The organism is Sporosarcina sp. P2 (assembly GCF_002743255.1).
Lineage (GTDB): Bacteria > Bacillota > Bacilli > Bacillales_A > Planococcaceae > Sporosarcina.
On record NZ_PDYY01000012.1, the window covers coordinates 42,435 to 67,391 of the forward strand.

At 43.0% G+C, this 24,957-nt stretch carries 29 protein-coding genes; 13 read left to right on the top strand and 16 right to left on the bottom strand.

Annotated features, from left to right (window positions below; all coding sequences use genetic code 11):
• Positions 1–7: 7 nt before the first annotated feature.
• The 4 genes from CSV67_RS12790 to CSV67_RS12805 all read right to left on the bottom strand — a co-directional run bounded on the left by CSV67_RS12790 (position 8) and on the right by CSV67_RS12805 (position 2,583).
• A complete protein-coding gene (locus CSV67_RS12790; protein WP_099631984.1) occupies positions 8–1,129 on the bottom strand; it encodes an MBL fold metallo-hydrolase in 1,122 nt (373 codons plus the stop codon).
• Positions 1,126–1,704, bottom strand: coding sequence for a sulfurtransferase TusA family protein (locus tag CSV67_RS12795; RefSeq protein ID WP_099631985.1), 579 nt, complete (start codon positions 1,702–1,704; stop codon positions 1,126–1,128). Before CSV67_RS12795 ends, CSV67_RS12790 begins: the two co-directional genes overlap by 4 nt.
• 45 nt (positions 1,705–1,749) lie before the next feature.
• Positions 1,750–2,229, bottom strand: coding sequence for a DsrE/DsrF/DrsH-like family protein (locus tag CSV67_RS12800; protein ID WP_099631986.1), 480 nt, complete (start codon positions 2,227–2,229; stop codon positions 1,750–1,752).
• A 90-nt stretch (positions 2,230–2,319) separates the two neighbouring features.
• Complete coding sequence (locus CSV67_RS12805; RefSeq protein ID WP_099631987.1) at positions 2,320–2,583, bottom strand: metal-sensitive transcriptional regulator; 264 nt, start codon at positions 2,581–2,583, stop codon at positions 2,320–2,322.
• A gap of 235 nt (positions 2,584–2,818) precedes the next feature.
• Between CSV67_RS12805 and CSV67_RS12810 the strand changes: the two genes are divergently transcribed.
• The gene (locus CSV67_RS12810; protein ID WP_233192617.1) at positions 2,819–3,091 is read left to right on the top strand and encodes a DUF2187 family protein; all 273 of its coding nucleotides are present in this window, start codon (positions 2,819–2,821) and stop codon (positions 3,089–3,091) included.
• A 124-nt stretch (positions 3,092–3,215) separates the two neighbouring features.
• Positions 3,216–3,866: a LysR substrate-binding domain-containing protein gene (locus CSV67_RS12815; RefSeq protein WP_158232941.1), complete on the top strand. Its 651-nt coding sequence runs from the start codon at positions 3,216–3,218 to the stop codon at positions 3,864–3,866.
• Here CSV67_RS12815 and CSV67_RS12820 read toward each other — a convergent pair.
• Entirely contained in the window at positions 3,855–4,736 is an 882-nt protein-coding gene (locus tag CSV67_RS12820) for a DMT family transporter (RefSeq protein ID WP_099631990.1), read from the bottom strand. The two genes, CSV67_RS12815 and CSV67_RS12820, sit on opposite strands and share 12 nt — an antisense overlap.
• Positions 4,729–5,649 (bottom strand): LysR family transcriptional regulator, encoded by a 921-nt coding sequence (locus CSV67_RS12825; RefSeq protein WP_099631991.1) that lies wholly within the window; start codon positions 5,647–5,649, stop codon positions 4,729–4,731. The genes CSV67_RS12820 and CSV67_RS12825 overlap by 8 nt, the downstream gene beginning before the upstream one ends.
• A gap of 113 nt (positions 5,650–5,762) precedes the next feature.
• Between CSV67_RS12825 and hutG the strand changes: the two genes are divergently transcribed.
• The 4 genes from hutG to CSV67_RS12845 all read left to right on the top strand — a co-directional run bounded on the left by hutG (position 5,763) and on the right by CSV67_RS12845 (position 10,408).
• Entirely contained in the window at positions 5,763–6,722 is a 960-nt protein-coding gene (gene hutG / locus CSV67_RS12830; protein ID WP_099631992.1) for a formimidoylglutamase, read from the top strand.
• Complete coding sequence (gene gltS / locus CSV67_RS12835) at positions 6,719–7,909, top strand: sodium/glutamate symporter (RefSeq protein WP_099631993.1); 1,191 nt, start codon at positions 6,719–6,721, stop codon at positions 7,907–7,909. Before hutG ends, gltS begins: the two co-directional genes overlap by 4 nt.
• A gap of 314 nt (positions 7,910–8,223) precedes the next feature.
• Positions 8,224–9,450 (top strand): peptidase T, encoded by a 1,227-nt coding sequence (pepT, locus tag CSV67_RS12840; RefSeq protein WP_099631994.1) that lies wholly within the window; start codon positions 8,224–8,226, stop codon positions 9,448–9,450.
• A gap of 4 nt (positions 9,451–9,454) precedes the next feature.
• A complete protein-coding gene (locus CSV67_RS12845) occupies positions 9,455–10,408 on the top strand; it encodes a DMT family transporter (RefSeq protein ID WP_099631995.1) in 954 nt (317 codons plus the stop codon).
• A 48-nt stretch (positions 10,409–10,456) separates the two neighbouring features.
• On the opposite strand, the gene CSV67_RS12850 is transcribed toward CSV67_RS12845, so the two are convergent.
• The 4 genes from CSV67_RS12850 to CSV67_RS12870 all read right to left on the bottom strand — a co-directional run bounded on the left by CSV67_RS12850 (position 10,457) and on the right by CSV67_RS12870 (position 14,341).
• Positions 10,457–11,350: a DMT family transporter gene (locus CSV67_RS12850; RefSeq protein WP_099631996.1), complete on the bottom strand. Its 894-nt coding sequence runs from the start codon at positions 11,348–11,350 to the stop codon at positions 10,457–10,459.
• A gap of 284 nt (positions 11,351–11,634) precedes the next feature.
• Complete coding sequence (locus tag CSV67_RS12860; RefSeq protein ID WP_483315697.1) at positions 11,635–12,663, bottom strand: ABC transporter substrate-binding protein; 1,029 nt, start codon at positions 12,661–12,663, stop codon at positions 11,635–11,637.
• Between the two features lie 74 nt (positions 12,664–12,737).
• Positions 12,738–13,517 carry an ABC transporter ATP-binding protein gene (locus CSV67_RS12865; RefSeq protein ID WP_099631998.1) on the bottom strand — a complete coding sequence of 260 codons (780 nt, stop codon included), beginning with the start codon at positions 13,515–13,517 and terminating at the stop codon, positions 12,738–12,740.
• A gap of 5 nt (positions 13,518–13,522) precedes the next feature.
• Entirely contained in the window at positions 13,523–14,341 is an 819-nt protein-coding gene (locus CSV67_RS12870) for an ABC transporter permease (RefSeq protein WP_099631999.1), read from the bottom strand.
• A gap of 107 nt (positions 14,342–14,448) precedes the next feature.
• Here CSV67_RS12870 and CSV67_RS12875 point away from each other — a divergent pair, with 107 nt between their 5' ends.
• On the top strand, positions 14,449–15,156 hold the full coding sequence (locus CSV67_RS12875) for a hypothetical protein (protein WP_099632000.1): 708 nt from the start codon (positions 14,449–14,451) through the stop codon (positions 15,154–15,156).
• A 37-nt stretch (positions 15,157–15,193) separates the two neighbouring features.
• Here CSV67_RS12875 and CSV67_RS12880 read toward each other — a convergent pair whose 3' ends face one another.
• On the bottom strand, positions 15,194–15,472 hold the full coding sequence (locus CSV67_RS12880; protein ID WP_099632001.1) for a hypothetical protein: 279 nt from the start codon (positions 15,470–15,472) through the stop codon (positions 15,194–15,196).
• A gap of 99 nt (positions 15,473–15,571) precedes the next feature.
• Positions 15,572–16,651: an AI-2E family transporter gene (locus CSV67_RS12885; RefSeq protein ID WP_099632002.1), complete on the bottom strand. Its 1,080-nt coding sequence runs from the start codon at positions 16,649–16,651 to the stop codon at positions 15,572–15,574.
• Between the two features lie 256 nt (positions 16,652–16,907).
• Here CSV67_RS12885 and CSV67_RS12890 point away from each other — a divergent pair, with 256 nt between their 5' ends.
• Positions 16,908–18,557: an SLC13 family permease gene (locus CSV67_RS12890; protein WP_099632003.1), complete on the top strand. Its 1,650-nt coding sequence runs from the start codon at positions 16,908–16,910 to the stop codon at positions 18,555–18,557.
• A 48-nt stretch (positions 18,558–18,605) separates the two neighbouring features.
• On the opposite strand, the gene CSV67_RS12895 is transcribed toward CSV67_RS12890, so the two are convergent.
• Positions 18,606–19,799 (bottom strand): MFS transporter, encoded by a 1,194-nt coding sequence (locus CSV67_RS12895; RefSeq protein ID WP_099632004.1) that lies wholly within the window; start codon positions 19,797–19,799, stop codon positions 18,606–18,608.
• A 145-nt stretch (positions 19,800–19,944) separates the two neighbouring features.
• Here CSV67_RS12895 and CSV67_RS17045 point away from each other — a divergent pair, with 145 nt between their 5' ends.
• Both CSV67_RS17045 and CSV67_RS12900 read left to right on the top strand, forming a co-directional pair.
• A complete protein-coding gene (locus tag CSV67_RS17045) occupies positions 19,945–20,067 on the top strand; it encodes a hypothetical protein (protein WP_255397303.1) in 123 nt (40 codons plus the stop codon).
• A 295-nt stretch (positions 20,068–20,362) separates the two neighbouring features.
• On the top strand, positions 20,363–20,572 hold the full coding sequence (locus CSV67_RS12900; protein WP_099632005.1) for a CsbD family protein: 210 nt from the start codon (positions 20,363–20,365) through the stop codon (positions 20,570–20,572).
• 199 nt (positions 20,573–20,771) lie between these two features.
• Here CSV67_RS12900 and CSV67_RS12905 read toward each other — a convergent pair whose 3' ends face one another.
• A complete protein-coding gene (locus CSV67_RS12905) occupies positions 20,772–21,239 on the bottom strand; it encodes a YflT domain-containing protein (protein ID WP_099632006.1) in 468 nt (155 codons plus the stop codon).
• A 157-nt stretch (positions 21,240–21,396) separates the two neighbouring features.
• Between CSV67_RS12905 and CSV67_RS12910 the strand changes: the two genes are divergently transcribed.
• The 3 genes from CSV67_RS12910 (at position 21,397) to CSV67_RS12920 (ending at position 23,019) form a co-directional block, all read left to right on the top strand.
• Positions 21,397–21,696, top strand: coding sequence for a DUF3243 domain-containing protein (locus CSV67_RS12910; protein ID WP_099632064.1), 300 nt, complete (start codon positions 21,397–21,399; stop codon positions 21,694–21,696).
• A gap of 16 nt (positions 21,697–21,712) precedes the next feature.
• On the top strand, positions 21,713–21,952 hold the full coding sequence (locus CSV67_RS12915) for a hypothetical protein (RefSeq protein ID WP_099632007.1): 240 nt from the start codon (positions 21,713–21,715) through the stop codon (positions 21,950–21,952).
• Positions 21,953–22,113: 161 nt separating this feature from the next.
• Positions 22,114–23,019 (top strand): EamA family transporter, encoded by a 906-nt coding sequence (locus CSV67_RS12920; RefSeq protein WP_099632008.1) that lies wholly within the window; start codon positions 22,114–22,116, stop codon positions 23,017–23,019.
• Positions 23,020–23,245: 226 nt separating this feature from the next.
• Here CSV67_RS12920 and CSV67_RS12925 read toward each other — a convergent pair whose 3' ends face one another.
• Both CSV67_RS12925 and CSV67_RS17080 read right to left on the bottom strand, forming a co-directional pair.
• A complete protein-coding gene (locus tag CSV67_RS12925) occupies positions 23,246–23,875 on the bottom strand; it encodes an alpha/beta hydrolase (RefSeq protein WP_099632009.1) in 630 nt (209 codons plus the stop codon).
• An 89-nt stretch (positions 23,876–23,964) separates the two neighbouring features.
• Positions 23,965–24,939, bottom strand: coding sequence for a c-type cytochrome (locus CSV67_RS17080; RefSeq protein ID WP_099632010.1), 975 nt, complete (start codon positions 24,937–24,939; stop codon positions 23,965–23,967).
• Between the last annotated feature and the right edge of the window lie 18 nt (positions 24,940–24,957).

Genomic DNA, 24,957 nt, shown 5'->3' on the forward strand with positions numbered 1-24,957 from the left:
TACCTATTTACCGTACCGCACAGCGATTCGGGCCAATCTCCATCTCGCGTTGCGTTTCCTCGTCAGGCTGGATTTTCCCCATGTTCGTCTCGCGGATTTCCTGATACGCGTTAGGCTGTGGAGGCAAGTTCCCCGTGACTAACTCTCTAAACTCTTTTTCATCCTCAATGTTCAAGCCGTGATTTTGCTCATACAATACGCCGAGCTTCTCCGACACGCTACCGTCTTCATTCAACTCGTCTATAATCATGAAGTGAGCTGGTAAGACAGTTAAATCCTTCGACAATTCTTTATAGCGGCTATACAATGACTCACGCAAGTCGCCTACCCAATCTTCTGCTAAACCTGCTAAATCAGGACGTCCAATCGAATCAATGAACAAAATATCACCTGTCATCAAATAACTGTCGTCTACGATAAATGAAGTCGAACCAATGGTGTGTCCTGGCGAATAAAGCGCTTGAATATCGATTCTCGTATCACCTATCTGAATGGACATATCGCCTTCTAATGCAGCATATTCAAATACTACCTCTTCGGCATCTTTCGGTGGCAGCCAATACGTTGCACCCGTAGTTTTTGCGATCTGCCGACCACCTGAAATATGATCCGCATGCAAGTGAGTATCGAATACGTTTGTAATCTTCACACCGCGTTGCTCAGCAAAGTCCGTGAACACATTTGTCATACGTGTAGCATCAATGATTGCTGCTTCTCCACCCGACATGACCATGTAGGAAAGACATCCTTTACCAAGACGAACGAATTGATATAGCTCGCCGCCCGATTTCAAATCGGCAATTTTTACAGGCTCAAGATACTCGCTCCATGCTTTCATTCCACCTGAAAGATAACCTACTGAGAAACCTGCTTCTTCAAGAATTTCTGCCACCATGATGGACGAACCTTCTTTTGCACAGACAACCAAGATTTCTTCATCTTTTGGCAATTGATCTTCAATTTCTTCAATGCCATCCAATAAATCAAAGTATGGCACGTTTAAATGGCGTACTCGCTCTCCTTCGATTTTCCAATCCTCGAATGCATCTGTATTTCGTACATCTAAAATAAATAATGATTCTTTCGTAATTACACTCTTTGCTACTTCACTTGATTGAATGATTCTCATTGATTAATACCCCCTACTGTATTTTCCGTCTCGCCATTCCACTCCGACATGCCAGGAATGACATTCGTGACACTTTCAAATCCATTTGCGACTAGTTTTTGACACGCCATATCACTGCGGTTGCCTGTTCGGCATACAACGTAAAACTTCTTGTCCTTATCCCAGTACGCCATACGTTCCTCCAACTGACCAAGCGGTATAGATAGGGCGCCGGGAATATGAGCAAATGCATATTCGGCTTCTTCTCGGACATCTAGTAACACCGCGTCAGGTTGTTGCAGTCGGTCCATCAACTGGCTGTTGTCAACTGTAACCGGATATTCTTTTTGTGACTGATCTTCCTGGCCCGATTTTCGTACGAAGTGGCGCCAGACATCTGCCTCCTTCACATGACCAACGTATTGATGTCCCACACTTTCCGTCCATGCCTGCAAATCTGCTGTTGTACCTGAATCTGTAGATTGTACTTCGAGCACTTGACCATCTTCCATATCTTTCATCATCTTTCTTGTCTTCACAATGGGCATCGGACAGGCAAGACCTTTTGCATCCAACACGTTATCTGACTGAATCATTGTATTCCTCCTATACACCCTAGGGTATTTATTTTCGCAAAAAAATTAAATAAATAAGTTCACGTGACCGTCTTGTGCTTCTCCTAAGTAAGCCGCTACACCGCCATACTCAACTTCTTCCAAGAGTTCTTTCTCACCTAGGCCTAGTAAATCCATTGTCATCGTACATGCGATCAACTTCACGTCTTGCTCCACTGCCATATCGATTAGTTGTGGTAATGTCATCGCGTTATGCTTTTTCATCACGTGCTTAATCATCTTTGGACCCATTCCTGCAAAGTTCATTTGAGATAATCCCAGTTTATCCGCTCCACGTGGCATCATTTTCCCAAACGCCTTTTCAATAAAATTTTTAGTATTTTTAATAGGTTCATCTTTTCGCAAGGCGTTCAATCCCCAGAATGTATGAAAAATGGTTACCTCATGATCATACGCCGCTGCGCCGTTCGCGATAATATAAGCCGCCATCGCTTTATCATAATCTCCACTAAATAATACGATCGTCGTTTTCTTTTGCTCCGTCATGTTCTCGTTCCCTTCTATTTTAAAATCACTTTATTAAATACCTATAGGGGTATATTATACGTTGTAAAAAAAAGAGTCAAGCGATGTTGCTTATCGACTCTTTACTAGAAGATCCACCGCTTCATTAATGATGGATTCATGCGTGCGTTCATCTGCTTCATCTAGATTCTCTATACAGGCAATCAAATTCGAACTGACAATTACGCCAATTGTACGATCAATAGCAGAACGACTGGCTGATAATTGCGTAATTACTTCTTTACAGTCCTTGCCTTCTTCCATCATACGCAAGACACCTTTGATTTGACCCTCTAGACGCTTTAACCGATTTTTGACTTTATCATCGTATTCCATATCGCTCGACCTCCTTACTGTTAATTTTATATTATACCCCCGGAGGTATAATGTCAACGAATTAATTTGTACGTAATCCATACTCTCTACCTTTGGCAGTGGAACTAGTCACATTCAAGAAATGATTCTACGCAAAACTTGCCCATTCGACATAATTCTAGTATGATGAATAATTTCTCAAAATGTGTTATACTAGTTCTAGTAAGCTATTGTATGTACTTTTTGTCTGATTTTCATGACAAATTACGACAAACTAGAATCCATACTACTGAAGGAGTTGATTCGATTGGCATTCCCACGAAAAGATCGTCCAGTTTCTGATTTTGTAGCATCACGGTATGTAGACGAAGTCATATCTTTCAACCGTAATGAACATGAAGTTTCCGGAACTATACACAAGATTCTCGAAAACTCCGTCATTGTGAAAATTTCTGAAGAAGACGCGGAAAACATTGGAGCAGCTTCCAACATGACTGTCGTCGCACACAAAAATTACACAGTTCAATAATTGTACGCTCGATGCCTTGCAGAATAATGCAAGGCTATTTTTTCATACAAAATTAGCCCTTTTATTGGATATCGTGAAACCCGCAGGATGATTACTATATAAACGCACATGGGAGATGATTGATTTGACTGATCGTACAAATGTAGATTTAACGCAATCAACGGCACGTAAAGGAATCTTACGTATTGCCGCTTCGCCGGTTATTTCACAAGCCATTTTACCGGACGTCCTTACTCGGCTACACGCAAAATATCCCGACATGCGACTGGAACTGACGACCGCACCTTCCTCTGAAATTATGCAATTACTAAAAAGCAAGAAAGCCGATATCGGTTGTAGTGAACTAGACAATTTACCAACGTCTAAAGCATTTATGCAAGACGAACTATTGCTCTTTGCTTCCATTCATCATCCGCTTGCACATAAAAAAAGCCCATCCATCCTAGATTTGCAAAATACACATTGGATCCTGCCTGACACGAAAGATCCTAGCCGTCCATTAATTGATCAATCGCTTCAACAATATGGAGTACAAGTACAGCCCACTATCATGGGCTCGCCAGAAAGCATCAAACAAGCTGTTCTAAGTGGACTAGGCATCGCTATTTTGTCGCGTCATAGTTGCAAACACGAACTTGCAAAAGGTGAACTAACAGTACTCGATTATAAAGTAGCTCCAATCAAACGTACTCTTTATACAGGAACCCATTCCAACACGAAGGAAGTACAAGCATTCCTCAGCGAACTCCAAGCCTATTGCCGTCTATGGCAATAAGTCACTACTCAACTCTCGTTTGCTGCGCCAATTCACGAGGAATATTCCCAAATTAATGAGCATTCCTCCTAAAACCAATGACATAGACAACTTCTCATCCAACAGAACCCATCCCGACAACGTCCCAAAGAACGGTGCCAAGAACAGAAACGCACTCGTTCTTTCGGGATTTCCTGTCTGCAATAAATAAAACCAAATGGAAAATTGCACAATAGATGCGGCAATCGCAAGCCACCCTAAAATTGCCAATGATAATGGATTCGCTAGGAAAAATGGTTCTTCAAGTAGATAACTTGCCACGAATAGGATCAATCCACCAAATAACATTTGATATGCTGTCATCACCCACGTATCAAAACGGTGACCATGTACTTTGACGAGCAAAGTTGCGCAAGCCCATGCTACTGCAGATAAAAATCCTAATACCGTACCAATCTTCAAATTCAAATGACCGCCCATTGTAATAAATACCCCAAACAATCCGCAAATGACACCAATCCACTGTTGCAAGCGGTAATGAATCTTCAATACTAACGTCCCGAGAACCACGACAAGCAATGGGTTCGTAAACGTTAAAATAGATGTTTCACCTGATGTAATGGTGCGAAGTGCTATAAAAATACAACCCATGACTGCAGCGGTCTGCAATGAACCGATCAGTACAAGCCACTTCCACTCTCCAACTGTTTTAGGATGGGGTTTTTTCATTACTTTCACAATTACCGCCATGATCGCTCCTGCAATCGTAAAGCGTAATGCTACTAGCAACAACGGTGAAGAGTATTCCAATCCGATTTTTCCAATAGCAAACGACGACCCCATTAAAGCAGTCGTAATGACAACTAAAACACCGAATAATAACTTATTCACCCAGCCCTCCCCCTTCTTTCCACTTCACATAGGAGTCACGCTGCATTTGCATCCTACTCACCAACATCTCAATAGCTGGTGGCATATACCGTTTTTTCAAATACGTGAGATAGACTGTACGTGTCAGCGTCTTCGAATTGGTTGTTTTAATTACAAGTGTTGGATCGGGTTCATGTGCAAAATATTCTTGTGGAATAATTGAGATGCCAATATTCATTCGTACCAGCTCCACAATCGTTTCAAAACGCTCTACTTCATAACATATATTCATTCGTACTCCTTCTTCAGCAAATGCAGCAAAAATATCCTGTCTAGTTTGCAATCCAACACTCGTGACAATGAATGCCTCATCTTCTAGGTCAGCTAGCGTAATGGATTCCTTGCTAGCCAGTCGATGTTCAGGATGCATGACAACTGCTAATTGCTCTTGATACAAAGGAATTGTTGCGATATCCGATTCCTCTATAAATTGATTTGTCAAACAGACGTGGACCGCATATTGACGAAGCGCTCGCTCAACATCTCCACGGCCTAATACCTCAATTAACTTCACATGCATGGATGGAAACTCCTGACGATACGCATGTAATATAGAAGGAATCCAGTTTTTTACTGATTCAATCATACCGATTTTTACACTTCCACTACCTATCCACTTCACTTCTTTAATTTCTTGCTGTAGAATGTCTGTTTCATGCAGAATCTTCAATGCACGCTCGTAAACCACATTGCCCGATTCTGTCAGTTGGACACGTTTGGTCGTACGTTCAAGTAACTGAAAGCCTACTTCAAATTCCAAGTTCTTGATCGTCTTACTGAGCGAAGGCTGCGTTAGATGAAGTTTTTTTGCCGCCTCGGAAAAACTCGATTGCTGCACCACCATGACAAAATACTGCAATTGCTTCAATTCCATTCATCTCGCCTCCACTTATAGCCTGTATGCATGAATATATGAAAAACATGTATTAGAATTAATAAGTACAAGCCAGTATAGTAAGAATATCACGTTGGAAAGGGTGAAGTATATTGTTAATCCCATCAAATGAAAAATACTGGTCAGGTCGCACCGATAGCGAGACCGACAGAGCTGCATTCCGAGTGCACCAAATCATCCAATTTTCCGAATTAAAAGAAAGCGCTACCAACAAAACTTGTACCCTAATCGGATTTTCTTCTGAAGAAGGCGTACGTCGAAATAATGGCAGACTTGGTGCTGCAGAAGGACCGAATGCACTCCGAAGCGAACTAGCAAAACTACCTTGGCGCTTACCGGCCGACTGTCAGCTAATTGATGTAGGTACCGTAGTATGTGAAGATGATCAGTTAGAAAAAGCGCAAGCCGAACTAGGGGCAGTCGTTCAAAAGAGCCTTCAAAATCATACAAAGCCTGTCATTTTAGGCGGTGGACATGAAACCGCTTACGGTCATTATACAGGAGTTCGAAACTTTCTTGGTCCAGATGCAAAACTTGGTGTCATCAATATTGATGCCCATTTCGATCTTCGCAGCTACGAAGAACAACCATCTTCAGGCACGATGTTCAAGCAGATGCTAGATGCTGATCCGCATGTTGACTACCTTGTGCTAGGTATACAGGAGTTCGGCAACACGGAAGCATTGTTTGCAGAAGCCGATGCAAAAGGCGTGACATATGTCATGGAACAAGAGATAATAACGAGTCCTTTAGACAAGATATTGCAAAAAGTACAGTTATTCATTGAAAAACAGGACGCTGTTTTGTTAACATTGTGCTCGGATGTCCTGAACTCTGCATTTGCTCCAGGTGTAAGTGCGCCCTCTCCCTTCGGATTGAATCCGTTGATTGTACGCTCTTTCATTCAGACCATTGCATCGCATGAGAAAACCCTTTCATTCGACATTTCCGAAATAAATCCGTCACTTGATCATACTAATCAAACGGTTAAGCTGGGAGCTTATCTAACAAATGAAGCAATCTTTGCATTGCTGGGAGGTCGAATCACATGACAATTGAGCTAAATCAAATCACTACGCTATTTTTAGCGTTAGCCCTCCTCACACTGGGTACGGTGTTAGTCCGTAAAATCGGCTTTTTACAGAAGTTCTGTATCCCTGCCCCTGTTGTCGGTGGTTTACTATTCGCGTTTGTAGCGACTATTTTGAAGTACTTCGATTTACTAAGTTTTTCATTGGACACATCACTACAAAGTTTATTCATGCTGACATTTTTCACCACAGTCGGTCTCGGTGCTAGTTTTCGTCTTATCCGTCTTGGCGGAAAATTATTGCTGATCTACTGGGCAGCTTGTGGCTTCTTAGCCCTAGCTCAAAACGTTATAGGTGTCTCCATGTCCTATATATTTGGTCTACATCCGTTGATCGGTATGATGGCTGGCGCTGTCTCCATGGAAGGCGGGCACGGTGGCGCTACTGCTTACGGTGAAACATTAGAAAGTCTCGGCATTGATTCAGCACTATCCATTGGTATCGCAGCGGCTACTTTTGGCCTCGTAGCAGGTGGTCTAGTCGGTGGTCCAATCGTTAAATACTTGATCAATAAACATGATTTGAAATCTACAGAAGTCGAGCATGGAGAAGCATACTCCGTGGAGTCATTGGAAAAACCAATCAATACCGACAACTTCCTAACACAGACTCTATTGATTACACTTTGTATTGCTGGCGGTACGCTAATAGGAGATCTTTTCTCAAACGCTACTGGCTTCGTAATGCCTGGCTACGTAGGTGCAATGTTCGTCGCGGTTATCGTACGAAACATTGTGGATCGCGTGAAAGAAGACGCGGTGCATATGACGAGCATCAACTTGATCGGCGACGTATCACTCGGTATATTTCTATCGATGGCGTTAATGAGCATCAAGCTGTGGGAAATCGCAGACTTGGCGCTTCCATTGTTACTGATTGTCTTTGTACAAGTGATCTTCGTCATATTGTTTGCAATCTTCATCCTGTTCCGTTTGCTTGGTAAGGATTACGACGCAGCAGTTATGATCGCTGGTTTCGCGGGTCATAGTCTAGGTGCGACACCAAACGCAATGGCAAACATGGCAGCTGTTACGGGACGCTACGGCCCGTCACGTAAAGCCTTCTTGATCGTCCCTATCGTAGGCGCCTTCCTCATAGACGTCGTCTCGATGCCGATCATCATTACGACGATTAATATATTTGCTTGATTTTCGTAAGCCAAATGCTTAAAACATGAATGCTAATTAGTGTGTGCGTGGGGATTGGTGCGTAGGAGGGGCGACTCCAAGAGGATCAGCTCGACAGGCGAGACAACCAAGGGAGCTTGCGACTGGTTGGCTCACCGCGAGCCCTCTAAGAAAGCGTCCCCTCCGCAGCGCCAATCCCAACCCCAACACCAATTAACCCTACACCTTTTCCCATGAACCGAAACTCTCGGTTCTTTTTTCATTTTAAGCGAAATATTCACACACCTCTGTTAGAATGAAAACATTAATTCGTATCTTGGAGAGGAGCTTGCTACATGAAAGAAGAACTGATTGAACGACTCATCCGCTACGCTAAAATTGACACTCAATCCGATGCTACTTCGGACACGACACCGTCTACCGCAAAACAATGGGATTTGCTACGTGTGCTTGAAAAAGAAATGGCCGACATCGGTCTCGACGAAATCTCGGTGGACGAAAACGGCTATCTCTTCGGTACACTACCGGCTAACACCGACAAACAACTGCCTACAGTCGGCTTTCTAGCACATGTCGATACAGCAACGGACTACACGGGGACAAACGTCAACCCTCAGCGCATCGACAACTATGACGGCAAAGATATTTCATTGAATGAAACAACAGTCATGTCCGTACAAGCATTTCCCGAACTCCACAACTATGTCGGTCATACACTGATCACAACGGATGGCACGACTTTACTAGGTGCTGACGATAAAGCCGGTATCGCAGAAATTATGACAGCTATGCAGTATTTAGTGGAACATCCGGAAATTAAACATGGCAAAGTTCGCGTTGGCTTCACACCTGACGAAGAAATCGGGCGTGGCCCGCTTAAGTTTGACGTAGAACGATTCGGTGCAGATTTCGCCTATACAATGGATGGCGGACCACTTGGAGAACTTCAGTATGAAAGCTTCAATGCTGCAGGCGCGGACGTAACATTTCACGGAACGAATGTCCATCCGGGAACTGCAAAAGGTAAAATGGTCAATTCCCTATTGATCGCGGCAGAGTTCCATCAAGCCATGCCGGAACATGAAATCCCGCAAGAAACAGAAAACTATGAAGGCTTCATTCACCTGATGCACGTAGATGGTTCTGTAGAAAAAACAACCTATCAATATATTATTCGTGACTTTGACAGGAATTCTTTTGAAGCTCGCAAACAGCTCTTGCAAGATACCGCTACACGTCTTCAAGAGAAGCACGGTGAACATGCGATAGAGCTGACAGTAACCGATCAGTACTTCAATATGGGGGAGAAAATTGCACCTGTCATGGAAATTGTCGACGTAATGGCGGACGTCTATCGTAGTCTCGATATCGAACCCAACATCGCACCCATTCGTGGTGGTACGGATGGGTCACAACTATCTTATATGGGCATGCCAACGCCAAACATCTTCACAGGCGGTGAAAATTACCACGGTAAATATGAATACATCTCAGCAGATAATATGGTGAAAGCTACACAAGTCATTATTGAAGCGCTACAACTTCTGGAACAGCGGGGGTAAGTGTATGAGGGCAATTGGAATTGGTATACTATCCGCCCTGTTTTTTGCGGTGACTTTTGTGTTGAACCGATCGATGGAACTAGATGGCGGTAGTTGGATGTGGAGTGCGTCTTTGCGTTATTTCTTCATGGTGCCCTTCCTAATGATCATCGTGGCTATGCGCGGTGGTCTACCAGGTGTAAAACGGGAGATGGCCGCGGCACCTTGGCCTTTTTTCATCTGGAGTTTCGTAGCTTTCGTTCTGTTTTATGGTCCACTAACATTTTCAGCCGGCTATAGTCCGGGATGGCTCGTTGCTGGAACATGGCAGATGACAATCGTCGCCGGCGTGTTGCTAGCCCCTTTCTTTACGTTTCAATCCAAGACGGAAACTGGTGAAATACGCACAATCCGTCACCGAATTCCAGCGGTCTCATTGGTAATTTCATTGGTCATCTTAGTAGGTGTTGTGCTAATCCAGATTCCACATGCAGCGAGCGTATCGACGAAAACGATTCTGCTTGGTACATTGCCACTTGTCATTGCTGCGGTCTCTTACCCACTTGGCAACCGAAAAATGATGAATCTAGTAGGTGGAAGGCTTGATACGTTCCAGCGTGTACTGGCTATGACATGGATGACGATACCGATTTGGTTACTGCTAGCGGTTTATGCAACAGCAACTGTCGGCTTGCCTTCTATGGGTCAAGTTGTGCAGTCATTGATTGTTGCAGTCAGTTCAGGTGTGATCGCTACTTCACTATTCTTCATGGCGACGGATATGGTACAACATGATCAAGGGAAACTGGCTGCTGTCGAAGCTACACAGTCTGTCGGATTAATTTTTGCCATGCTTGGCGAGATGCTATTGCTAAGCATGCCCTTACCGGGTGCCCTTTCATTGGTCGGCGTGCTCGTGATTATCGGGGGCATGTCGTTGCATAGTTATCAAACTTCATTGGCAGCAAAGAAAATATAGAAAAGGGTTGTCCCAGAGTCGGTTGATGACTTGCTGGACAACCCTTTTTCAAATGTTACGCTCTTCTACTTGCGTCGGGATTCGTTTTTTCAATAGTTGCGGTCTAACTTCTGACAATAAAATCGCAATGAAGATAATCAGTGCACCTAGGAACATGCGGAACGTCAACAATTCATAGGCGAGGGCCACTGAGAAAATCATGCCCCAAACTGATTCTGTCGATAATATAATGGCTGCTTTTGTCTCTGATAAGTGTTTCTGTCCAACTGTTTGCATCAAGAATGCAAGAGTCGTGGAGAACACAGCTAAGTACAGCACCGAACTTACACCCTTTGGTTCCACGGAGAATGACGTTTCGCCCATTGCGATAACGGTCACGGAGCTGATCACGGCCGCGACAACCATTTGTAATAGCGTGAGCAAAATGGCGTCTTCCGTGCGGACAAATCGTGCCGTGTACAAAATATGAAAAGCGAACATCACAGCACAACCAAGTGTCAGTACATCGCCAATGTTAATAGTAGTAGACCACTGCAACGATAAAACCGCCACTCCGATTAGTGCCAGTACTGCACCAACCCATTCAAATGTATCGAGCTTCCGCTTATACAAAATGAATGCGATCAACGGGACCAGCACGACATTTACACCGGTTAAAAATGCATTCTTTGAAGGCGTTGTAAACTGTAAACCTACCGTCTGCAAAGCAAATGCCCCATACAGCAAAACACCAAGCAATGCACCTTTCCATAAAATCGACTGCTCCATCCGAAGCAGACGTTTATGGAAGACGATACTAAGAAGCAGCGCTCCTATGACAAAACGTACGGCCAAAATTTGATACGGTGTATAATATTCCAAAGCGAGCGCACTCATCACAAAGCCGCTTCCCCAGATAATAGCAGTGATCGTCAACCCGATCTCACCTATGTATTTCCTCATGTCCTTCACCAAACTTCCGAATAGTCAGTCCTATTATTCTAGCATGATTTCCGGTCTGATTATAGCTGAATTTATAACGGATACTCCCTTTTTCTATTAGCAGAAAAGCGTTCGTAATACATGTTGACTCTGTAAATGAAATAGCATCCACAATGGATTAAAGCTCCAGCCGGGGACAGCTTCCGGAAAGCAAATACCTATCCTAGCATCCCCTACATAGCAAAAAAAAGAGCCATCACCAGAAGTCACCAACGTCATGACTTCTAGGACAACTCCACTACCTATCAATCTTCGTACACCCCTATTTCCTTAATAGCACGCTCAACAAGTGACGGATCAACAGACTTATCGAAGTCGATCTCACCACGTATAGCCCCATTCGCCTTATACATCTCATACTGTTTCTTAATATCGTCTACAAACATCTTGCCGTTCGGATCGAGCCCCGTTACGAATACCCTCTCCCATAACTCAGGATCTTTCAATGCCGTATGTTTGACCATAATGTCTATGATCTCTTCTTTACCTTGATCTTTAAAGAATGCGTCGTTATAGTCACGCACTCCTTTTAAATAGGCTGCCATGAAGCGTAGCGACAAATCTTCATTGGCCATGAACTTCGGTGAAGCCAATACCATGGCGATTTGTGATTCAGGCGCATAATCGGTGGCATCTCCAAAGCGAACGTGAAAACCTTTATTGATACCTTGCGCGATAAGCGGTTCGATATTCAATGCGGCATCAATCGTTCCTGAATCAATTGCTCCAAGCATTGCACCGAAGTCTGCGATGTGCACATACTCTACATCGTCTTCCGTCAAACCTGCATGCTTTAACATCTCTTCATAGATATAGCCATCAATGGAGTTGCGGGACGATACCGCGATTTTCTTTCCTTTAAAGTCGCTGTACTCTTTGATTTCATCGACCATATGATTACCGATGACAAAACTGAAGTACGATTTGCCGGGCATATTATGACCTTTATCCGCGATGATTCGTACATCAATGCCTTGAGCGATCGCATTAAAGAATGATGCAGTGGAAACACCACCCGCGATATCCACTTCTCCAGCGGCTAGTGCGGGCAACATATCATCGCTGTTTGCAAAATCCGCAAAATCTACACGTATATTATAGTCTTCAAAATACCCCTTTTCTTTCGCAATGTAGAAACCGGCGCCGGAAGCAGCACCATCTTCCGCTATAAATACTTTCGCCTGTTTCTCAAGCGGAGCCAAATCACCCGATGCCGGCTTTTCGTCATTCGTTACAGGCTTCGTAACTTCTTTCGGAGAACATGCCCCCATCATTAATACGACCGACAATACGCCAAACAAACCCGCCTTCTTCACCCATTTCCCCACATCATCTCTCCTTTTATCCCTTATTCTCTCGATTTCTGTACTTCCTCCTGCAAGTGACGCCATATCTCGATGAATTTCGTCGCCATTTCCGGATCTTTCCGAACATCTTCCATCTTTCTCGGCCTTGGCACATCAATAATGATTTCTTCAATGATTTTCCCCGGTTGAGCGCCCATCAACAGAATTCGGTCACTCAGCAACAACGCTTCATCAATACTATGGGTAATGAACAATACGGTCTTCTTCGTCTCTGCCCAAATACTCAATAACTCTTCCTGCAAAATAAAACGATTCTGTTCATCGAGCGCACCGAACGGTTCATCCATCAATAAAATCTCGGGATCATTCGCAAAAGCCCTCGCAATACTTACGCGCTGCTTCATACCGCCAGACAACTCTTTTGGGTACAGCGAAGCAAACCGTTCCAACCCAGTCTTCTTCAAATAAAAGTCCGTTCGTTCATTTATAAATGCTTTTGGCAAGTTGCGCATCTTCAACCCGAAGGCTACATTTTCACGAACCGTAAGCCACGGAATGACACCACGTTCTTGAAACACCATCGATTGTAACGGCCGGTTATTCGTTTCAGACGCAATTGTAAAGCTGCCGACACTCGGCTGTTCAAGTCCCGCCAAGATACGCAACAGTGTCGTCTTGCCACATCCGCTCGGCCCAACGAGACAAACAAATTCACCTTCCGCTACCGTTAGGGAAATATCTTCGAGCGCAATGACACTTCCCTGTTTCTTATAAAATGCTTTCATTAGTCCATCCACCGTAATCTTAGGCTTCCCCTCCATTTCTTTCACCTCCATGGCAATAATTTATTTTGAAGCGCACGCAGTATAAGCGAGAATAAATAACCGAAAAAGGAGATGAGTATTAATCCCACATACATTTCAGGCAATAAGAAGGCTTTATAGGACGTCCATATCAAATAACCGATCCCAGAAGTTGCTCCCATCATCTCTGCCGCCACAATTGTCAATAACGCAATCGCCTGCCCCATCTGAATTCCTTCGAGCATGACAGGAAGTGCTCCGGGAAGAGCGATTTTAAAGAAGAAATTCCACCGACTCGTTTGATAATTACTAGCGACATCCAAATAAATTTTGTCGATGTTCAGTACACCCGCCGCCGTATTAATGACAACTGGGAAAAATACACTTCCTGCAATCGTCACGACCTTCGACAAATCTCCAATTCCGAATAAAATAATAATGATTGGCAATAATGCCAACGTTGGAATTGGCATAAGTGCCATAACAATTGGTTGAACGAAATGCCGGATTGGAGAATATAATCCCATCAATAAACCGACAATAATGCCTGGAATGACACCTGCTAAAAACCCGATGAAAATCCGATACAATGAGACGCCAACATGTTTCGCCATCACGCCGCTCACAACCATGTCATAAAAGGTTTGCACAATCGTACTGGGCGGCGGGAAAAAGCGAATATCCAAGATACCTGTTCTCGACATCACTTCCCACAGCACCAGCAGGAATAACGGTGACACAATTGTCAGTAGTTGCTTGCCGCGTTCCTTGCGTTGCCGCAGCTTCCATTCCCTTTGCTCTACCTCGAATGATTTATTGCGAGCCAATTCTTGAGTTTCCACTCTTCACCACCTCTTCACTGCCTATTGTATGTAAAGGCCTAGTAAACTGGTTGGGCAGGTATCACGTTCAGGTTGTTTCCACCAAGTAGTTTGACTATACTGAAGTCATGACTACACTTACAGCAGACCAAATCAGAGAATTGAATAGTTACAGTGTTTACTTGGAACCGCCGGCAATTCCAGTCTTTACGCTGGCAGATGTTCTGGATTCTTCAAAAGTACAGACCATCGTCGAAGTCACTCAGACTATCAGCCAAAGTCCAAATGAAGTCGTGGCCGCTTCGTTCTTCGTACGCCGCCTCGGTATGTTCTTCGCCATGCAACTGTATAATTTAGCGGCATACGACGAAATGTGGAACGGATTGGCAGAAGATCTTCAGTTCGGAGTGCGAGAGGAGTTTGGCAATAAAACCGTCAGCCTATTTATAAATAGCGCAGACTGGGAAATGATAGATGACGAAGACCGGCAAGCACAGATTAAACGTGTACTGGATGATGCACATGCAGTCATTACATCGTTGCGTAGCGTAGTGTCAATATCCCCTCTCACCTTATGGGAGAATGTCTTCGGGTTCTGGCTCTGGCAATATCATGTACTATTGTCTGATCCGGGATCGGAAATGGAAGCAAGGGAAGATGTAGAAATGCTAAAAAACGACACCTTATGGACAGGTATCGCTGATCACTCACGTTTTGCAAGCTATTTAAACGGCTCCGAACCATCCGCTTTATTGAATACGACTGTTCGCAAAACCTGCTGCTTCTCTAAAGATGTACCTGGGTTGATGCGTTGCGGATTTTGTCCATTACACTAAAAAAGCAGGCTTTCGCTCACTACGCGAAGGCCTGCTTTTAACGTTTACGATATGCATGAAAAGATTGTTTAGTCGAATAAATAATACCCATTGCCGCACCGCTATAAAAAAAGCCCATGAAAATTCCGGCAGACAAATTCTTTGGATGGCTAATGAATATTGACATAGCAAGCGCAACTACTGTGGCTACTGTTGAAAGCCAGGCAGGCGACAATTTAAAAAGCCACTTAATGAACAGTACTACGACCAAAACAACTGGTACACCCCATATCGCGTCCCATACATTGGTATGAATAACTGGAAACTCCGTCAACATCCGTTAACACCCTTTCATTTTTGTTAGGATGTGCGGTTTTACTTTATTTATCCATCCAAAAAACCTCTCAGTTCAAAGACCAAGAGGTTGGTACTACCACTAGACATTCTTCGTGGCGGCTTCACTAATTTCTCGTCGCATTTCATAGATGTTCTGCACAATTACTTTACCAACAGCATAAGCAGGTACAGCTACCAAAATACCAAGGAACCCTGCAAGACTTCCCGCTACTAATAATACCGTAATGATCGTCAGTGGATGGATATCAAGTGATTTCCCCATCACGTTCGGCGTAATCAGGTTACTATCGATTTGTTGCGCGACTAACGTAACAACTCCGACCCAAATGACTAATTTGGGTTCCTGTAAATACGCAATGATTAAGGCTGGAGCCACCGCAATCCACGGTCCAATAAACGGAATGATATTCATGAATAACGCGAGAATTGCCAGTAACAAGGCATACTCCAATCCGATGATTGAATACCCAATCAAAATAAGCACTGCCAAAATAGCACTAATTAATAATTGTCCTTGAATATAAGAACGTAAGACCTGATCAATATCTTCCAATGTCTTCTTTACCCATATGCGCCGCTTCCCCGAAAATAGATTGTACACTCTCGGAGCTAGTTTTTCATGATCCTTCAACATAAATAAAAAGAAGAACGGTACAAGTAACAGTAATACTACTGCTTGAACGAATGATTGTACAAATTGTACGAACCATTTGCCGAATGTTACCGCAAAAGTTTGGACGGATTCGATTGCTGAATTTAAGGAGTCCTGCAACCCTTCTGGTAAGTTTTCCTTTTGATTAATCGCTTTATCTTTCAGTTGCTCGAGCTGATGTGTGAGAGCTGGCCCATTGTCTACCAAATTATTTACTTGTTTCGTCACCATCGGTCCAATAATTGCGACTAAAATCCATAAAACGGCTACGAGTATGAGCATAATCGTAATGATGCTTCCCCATCTCGGCATTTTTTTCTTTTCCAAATAGTGTTGGATAGGTACCGTTATGTAATAGAGCAGGCCACCGAAAATTAATGGCATGATAATCGTTTGTACAATGATACCCACCGGTCTAAAGATATAATTTACTTCTAAAAAGAATTTCGTGATCAACAATGCTAGCAATATACCCACACCTGCCTGGAACCACGCCTTTTTCGTCAAATGCTCACTTCCCTTCTATTTTAATTTACATAGTTAGTTCTAGTATACGCGGTTGAACGAACTGTGTCGAAAAATTCTTTTTGTCGCTTGCTATATAATAATTCTTGATTTAAACACTGTATTGCAACAATATTTGTCTAATTATACGAAAAAGTCTTAATTCCTCTTGTTCAAGTTGTATTTAATAGGTAAAATGGTGGTGTCTTGGAAGATTGCTACTCTTCAAGAAATACAACGTAGAAATGAAGGGATCTTAATGTTACAACAGACTTGGAATCGTCTTTGGTCGTTACATGATCAAGCGAAAGATGTCTTCCGTTTTTTCACTGCGCCTGACTCCTCTGAAATGGTGAGAGGCGGACAAGGCGGAAAGAAGATTGGCGTAAATCATGAAGGGGGAGGTAGAGACTCCCGCAGTTATTCAGCTACACAGCTCATTGGATTGGTGCTTGGTCCATTACTCTTTTCCCTTATTTTACTGTTCTTCAAACCTGCAGATTTATCCGCAGCCGGCGTCGCTATTTTAGCTAGTACGGTATGGATTGCGGTTTGGTGGATTACGGAAGCTATTCCCATTCCGGTCGCTTCCTTGCTACCACTCATATTGTTTCCCATGACAGGCGGATTGGAAATGAAAGACACTGCATCTTCCTATGGAGATGAAACGATTTTCTTATTTATGGGTGGATTTATGATCGCACTCGCGCTTGAGAAGTGGAATTTGCATCGACGAATTGCACTGACTATTATTTCTGCTATCGGAACAAACATGGACAAAATCGTTCTCGGTTTCATGGTAGCTACCGGATTTCTTTCTATGTGGATTTCTAACACTGCCACAGCCATGATGATGGTGCCAATTGGTTTGGCGATCATTACACAAGTAACGATTGCATTAAAGGACGACCCCTCTATCGATACATCAAAAGAAAACTTTGGATTCGGTAAAGCCTTGATGCTTGGTATTGCTTACTCAGCTTCACTAGGCGGGATTGCGACATTGATCGGTACGCCTCCGAATACATTGCTTGCCGGCGCTATCAATAAAATTTACGGCATCGAGTTATCATTTGGTAAATGGATGTTGTTCGGTGTACCGTTTGCTTGGGTATTTATCTTATTGACGTGGTGGTACTTAGTGAAGATCGTCTACAAATCACCAGTCAAAACATTACCTGGCGGACGTGAAGTCATTGATAACGAAAAGAAGTTGCTTGGACGACCTTCAATTGAAGAGATTATGGTCTTCATCGTCTTCGCGCTTGCTGCTTTCTCATGGATTACACGCTCGTTCTTCCTATCGAAATTCATTGACGGCTTAAGTGACGGTGTCATTGCTATTGCTTTTGCGATGATTTTGTTTATCATCCCGTCTGTAAATAAAAAAGGTGATCACTTGCTAGATTGGAACACAGCAGTGAAATTACCTTGGGGTATCTTACTTCTCTTTGGTGGCGGACTAGCTATTGCAGCTGGCTTTGTCAGTAGTGGTCTGTCAGAATGGATCGGTACTCAACTGATTGGGTTGAAAGGTGTTCCTCTCATTGTCATTATTTTGATTGTCACCACATTGGTCATTTTCTTGACGGAAATCACATCGAATACAGCAACAGCTTCTATGATGTATCCAATCATGGCTTCGTTGGCATTGGCACTAAATTTCCATCCGTATGCATTAATGATTGCAGCGGGTGTAGCAGCATCTTGTGCGTTTATGCTACCGGTTGCCACCCCACCGAACGCGGTCGTTTTCGGATCGGGTTATCTACGGATTCCTGATATGGCGAAAGCCGGATTCGTGCTCAATATAGTCGGAGTTGTGCTCGTGACGCTTTGTATTTACTTCTTGCTTCCATTATTATGGGGTATCGACTTACAGACTATTCCAGAAATATTTAAAAACTAAAACAAACCAGCTGCCGGGTATCATTCCAGGCAGCTGGTTTATTATGTACTACGCTTTTAACACGCTACGTCGTAGTCGGATCAACAGTACATAGACAACTGGCACAACAGCTGAAAACACAGCGAGACCCGTCCACCCTGCAAACTGCCAAAGCGGTGTTACTAGCGTACTTCCCGCCGCCATACCAATATAATAAGAAACGAGATACAGGCTTGATGCACTCCCCTTATGATGCGTTGCTTCTTTACTGACAGATGCAGCAGTTAAAGAATGGGCAGAGAAAAAGCCAAGACAGATCACGCAATAACCAATAATAATCAGTGGCAATATAGTTGGAACTGTTAGAAGACAACCGACTGCCAGTAATAGTACGCCTATTAAACGAACAGGATTCATACCTACCTTACTGGCAATCGAGCCAGCCAGCGGTGCACCGATAATTCCAAATGCATAAGCGAAGTAGATATAGGAAACTTCATCAAGCGTCATCGAAAATGGTGAAGTAGTCAAATGAAAAGGTAGAAACGTCCACATGCCGGTAAAGCTCAGCTGGAGTACAATACCAAGCCCAAAGACCATTAGCAAGGCCGGATTCTTTAAATGTACGCCGAAACCTTCCATGTCTTTCTTTATCGACGCCACACTCGGTTCGAAGTAATTGGATTTAGGTAACGTGAATAGTAAGAAGATAAATACCAATACACCTGCGCCCGTTAGAAGTTGAAGGGACAGTTCCCAAGACCAGCGTTCTGCCAAATACCCCGTTACAAAACGACCAAGCATCCCGCCAGTGCCGTTGAATGAAATATACAGAGCAGTCGCCACGCTCACTACCCGCTCATTAATCTCTTCATTGATATAGGCTAGAGCTGCAGCCAATACACCCGCCATCCCAAAGCCCTGTATAAAACGCAATACGAGGATCACCGTAAAAGAATGCGTTAAAAACATAGGAATAAATAAAAGTGCTGTTACCAAAACTGAGATTTTCACAAAAATTGATCTACCTAGCCGGTCAGAGTAAAACCCAAGAATCACCAAACCGAAAATTAGACCTATTGTATTAACAGACATGGCCAAACTGGCAGTAGACACGGAGACATTGAATTGCTTTGTTAAAATAGGTAGCAAAGGCTGTATAGCATACATCGCGGCAAAAATAAGCACTGAAGCAATGCCTAGCCCGATGACAATACGCCAAAATCGAAGCTCGCGAATCGTTGATTTAGCTTGTAAATTCATGATGACACTTCCAGTCCATTAAATGTGAATAATGAAATTATATCACTACACTAAAAGTTTAACAGGAAATTGTAGGAGACAAGTTGAAATCCATTGTATATTCTTTCTATAAAGAGCCATCCTACCATTTGGAGGTGTTAGACAAATGAACAAAATGGCGATGACAGCTGTCGGACTTGGTGCACTTTACCTCATGCGAAATAAGCAGTCACGGGAAAAGCTTATGGAGCAAATTAGTAACCTTTCTGGAATGAACAGTACTCCGTAATGCCAGACATTTGTAAACACCCGAAAAGCCGGAGCCTCTAAAGGTTTCCGGCTTTTCACTTGTTTAGTCACAATATATCGTGCAATATCATGCCCCCATTCCGACTGTTCATCCAAAAGTCATCCGTAACTCATACTTTGAATAACTGGTATCTTGTGAAATGAGGTTATGAAATAATCGGTCAGTAGAATGTGGCAGGCACAATCATGCTGTAACCGTTCCAACAATACTTCAGATGTTTTCTCTTTTTGAAAGTGGGTATTTATATACTAACAGACGAAATGGAGGAGATAATATGAGTAACAAAGATCACGGTACAGAAGATAAATTAAAAGGTATTGGCAACAAAGTCAAAGGCAGTGTAAAAGACACTGTAGGCGATTTAACAAATAACACTAAAATGCAGGCTGAAGGTAAATGGGATAAGGCAAAAGGTACCGCACAAGAAAAAATCGGTGAAGCGAAAGAACACTTCAGTGATGATGAAGCACACCCTAGCAAGTAATACGTGTAGTACGAATATAAAAAAGAAGAGGCTGGGACATAACTAATTTAGCTTTGTCCAAAACCGAATGATAAATACGTTTTTATTATCTAAATACAAAAAACCGAACTATTTTAGAATGCCATGTTAGCATTTCTAATAATAGTTCGGCTTTTTTGGTTGCTGAAAACCTTTTGTCCCAGCCTCTTCTTTTTTACAACTAATCAGTACCTAATCTCGGGCTGTTTGGAATCGGGTTCCCCACTCCTTCATTCGGATCACTATCCAGATTTTCACCGCTTTCTGTTTGCTGTCGAGCACTGTCATGAGGATCTACAGATTGGGCTCGTTCTTCGTCTGTTAGTTGATCGACAAACAAAGCCATGCCGCCTTCTTTTAAATCATTATAAAATGTTTTGGATTCTAGTTTCGTAAAACCCATTTTAATGAAAATCGTCAACATTTCATCTTTACTGTTGAATAAACGGCGCGTATGATCCCAGAGCGACCCTTCCTGGATACCGATTATCTCTATTTCAGAATCACTTTCCAAAACTTTTAGATCATCCCGCACATTGGAAACTACACACATATGATGTTTTTTAAAACCTTTTGCCTCAAGTTCAGTTATTTTATAAAGAACATTATCCACAGAATGAAATGTACCCGCGTATTGTTTATTAGCCATTATTGCACCTCCCTTTCACTATGCTATACTCCTACCCACTGAAGCCTTTTTTCACACATAATTCAAAATACATTACCTATATCTTCACATGCATAAATCATTACTTCCTGTGCAAGCTAGTTGTATCACAATGAAAAGGAGTGGTTGATTGGTGGATATGAAAAATAAGTTGGAGTCTGAAGTTTCAAACATGGGTAATGAAAAGAAAGATCAGATTTTGCAGAACTTCAATCATTTTAAAGGGTATCTCGCTGATAAGGTAAAAAAAGGTGAAATCCTTGGAATGAATGATGAACAATTGGCGAAAACTACAACATTTATTGCCGATTATTTGTCACGTCATGAAGAACCTCGAAACCGTGAGCAATATTTATTACAAGAACTTTGGGATTCAGGCTCTAAAGAAGAGCAACACTCTTTGGCGCATATGCTTCTAAAAATGGTTCGTCAAGCATAATAGGAGGCGATTAGACGTGACGTCAACGAAAAATCCAAGCCCCAAATATCATCCGAACACGTATCGTCTAATTCAGACACATCCTGAAAATCTGCAGACTAACACCGTTAGTTTGTTCGATTTGCATGAAGATATGCAAACAGTCGATTCCATCTCTCTACCCGATCAGCGAAAAGCGCTTATGAAAGAAAAAATCAACCACTCCCCCCGTTTTAGTGGTGGCAGCTTGTCGAATGACTACGGCGCTCCCCACTGATCTACCGATAAAAGCTGTACAGTGAAAATTCCACTGTACAGCTTTTCCCCGTTTATTTGCAGTTATTATCGCTATTTCCCGGGAAATACGGTTAGTATTGCGCAGTTTGAAAAACCATTTTCATGATATACTATGATCCGATGGAAATGGAGGTTGTACCGATGAAACTGTGGATGTATCCGTTGCTCGTTGTATTTGGGGCTGCATGTTATGGGATTTTATCAACGATTATCAAATTAGCTATTCAAGATGGCTTCACCGCTTCAGAGGCAGTGACGAGCCAATATTATACAGGATTTCTTTTAGCTCTTATTATATTTATTCTAGTTAAACGCGGCTTACCGACAATCCGTGGAAGCTTCCCCGTTCTAATTGCGGGATTATTCACAGCAATTACTGGAACGGTGTATGGGAAAGCCGTTGAATATATGCCTGCTTCCTTAGCAGTCGTATTACTCTTTCAATTTACATGGATCGGCATGCTCTATGAATGTGTATTATCCAAGCGTTTGCCTAAACAATCCGAAGGGGTATCGCTTGTCTTTCTATTCGGTGGAACGATTTTAGCTGCAGGATTGATTGACGTGGATGTAAGCGGGATTCCATGGCAAGGATGGGCATGGGGACTTGCTGCAGCGTTTAGTTTCGCAGCGTTCGTTACAGCGAATCAGCAGCCAGTACCAGGTATGGATGTAGTGACGCGGTTGTTCTTAATGTCGTTTTATGCAGCGATCGCAATCACTTTTTTCCAATCTCCCGAAATTTTATGGAACGGGATGTTAGGTGATGGATTGTGGATTTATGGCACCATTTTAGGTGTATTTGGCATTGTTCTTCCCATCTTCTTATTTTCTATCGGAGTACCGAAAGTCGGCGCAGGCATGTCTTCTATTTTAAGCGCTGTTGAGTTGCCCGTAGCGATTATAGCTTCGATGTTGTTGCTCGGCGAAAGATTAACGTTATTGCAGTTTCTTGGCATTTTCCTCGTTTTGTTCGGGATGACGTGGCCGGCTATGTTGCAACGGTTTGCGATGAATAGGAAATTGCGGTTAAGACGAGCCGAGTAAACGTAAAATTGATCGGCGTCCGAGACGTACACGCTTCATTTTCGGTCAACTGGTCACTCTCTTCATTAGTAAAATACAAGTAAATGATATATCAAACGAGACCCCACTAATTTAGTGAAGTCTCGTTTGTTTCATATTCCGACCCATCCACTCTACGCAATGAAGTGACGGGGAACGGTAGTTGCATAATTGCTTAAAACGGTTTGATGTTCAATGGGTCAACCCCTTATAGTGACCGAATAAACGTCACCAAGTCTTGTTGATTCTCTGACGTTACGCCATGTCCATCATTATATGTTTTGAACGTAACATCCGCGCCGAGTGATTCAAAGTATTCCTTGCTTTCCACTCCAGATTGGGATGGAATTATATAGTCATAGTCACCATGGGAAATGAATACGTGTTGATTTTCCACGGACTGTATTGCGTATTCACTCTTGACGAAATCAGGTACGTATCCACTAAGTGCCGCCACTCCATGGAGTGAAGGTATCAACGTTACACCCAGCGCCTGTGCAAGGGCGGCTCCCTGACTGAAACCGATGACCGTCAAACGCTCAGGATCTAGATCATACTCTTGGATGGCTTCACGAATAAATGATTGGATGTAGACGAGCACTTTATCAAATACTTCACGGACCGGCTTTCCTTCTTCTTCAATTGTGAAAAATGCATAGCCTGGCGCATGAACGACAGGACCCCTCAAACTGAAAATATGATGTGTTTCTTTAAATTCTTGAACTAATTGTGGTAGATCATCTTCATGACTCCCCATTCCATGAAGTAAAAATAGCGCAGGTTGTTTTTCTTCTGACTTCACTGGCTTTGTATGTGTAAATGTAAATGGTGATTTCACAGTCATTCTCCCCTTTTCTCTTCTTTATGCCACTAGTTTACCACAGAAAAAACCGTCTGCCACTATATGCAACAGACGTGTTGAACAGCTTATTTCTTTTCTGGCTTCGCTAATACTTCATCCCAGTTGATAGTTCCATCTTTGATTTGATCACGACGTTCTTTCGTTATTATATCGTTCGGGCGACCACCATCCGGCCAGTCTTTGTCATGATTTTTCCATTCAGGACGATCTTTTGAAAGGATGTACGCCGCCAAGTCACTAGCTTCTTGATCAGTAATTGTGTCTTCTTGACCAACAGGCATGTTGTTCTGAATGTATCCCGCCATTTTAGTCATACGTGCCATTCCTGCTCCATCGTTAAATGATCCTTCACCCCAAAGTTTAGGACCCGTGTTAGAACCAATCCCTTCACCGTTCTCACCGTGACATGCGATACAAGATTGCTGATACACTTTTTCACCGTTTTCTACGTTCGGTGTCGGTAAGTCATCCAGAGTGTTCTTGTTGCGCCAATCTAATTCAGCGCCTACTGGAATACCTTCGGAGATATACGTCATGTATGCGACCATTGCATCTAGGTCCTCATCATCGGCAGCAAATTTTTGTCCGTCCATACTTCTTACCATACAACCGTTAATACGTTCTTCTAGTGTAACCATTTGACCTGATCGTCCGATGTACATCGGATAAACTGCAGACATTCCGACCATGGATGAAACGCCTTCGTCAGTTCCTGCACCTGCGTGACAACTTGTACAAGATAATTCATTCACTCGTGCAAGACCGTCTTCTACCGTAGCTGCCTCAGAACGTAATACGTTAGACGTATCATCGAATAAATCGAAGCCGCGTTTGATTGCTTCCCCTTCTTTTCCCTCTGGAATGTCATCCATTGAAGGCGGGTTGTGTTGAATCCCAGCAATCTCTTCTGTCGGTGCTTCTACTTCAGAAACTTCTGTTGCCTGGTCTTTGTTAACACGCATTTGGTTGCCCATAAATGCTATGATAACCAAACAAACTACGACAATAAAGCCTAGGGCTAGTCCCGTTGCTCTTTTCATGTCCACTCCTCCTTTTTC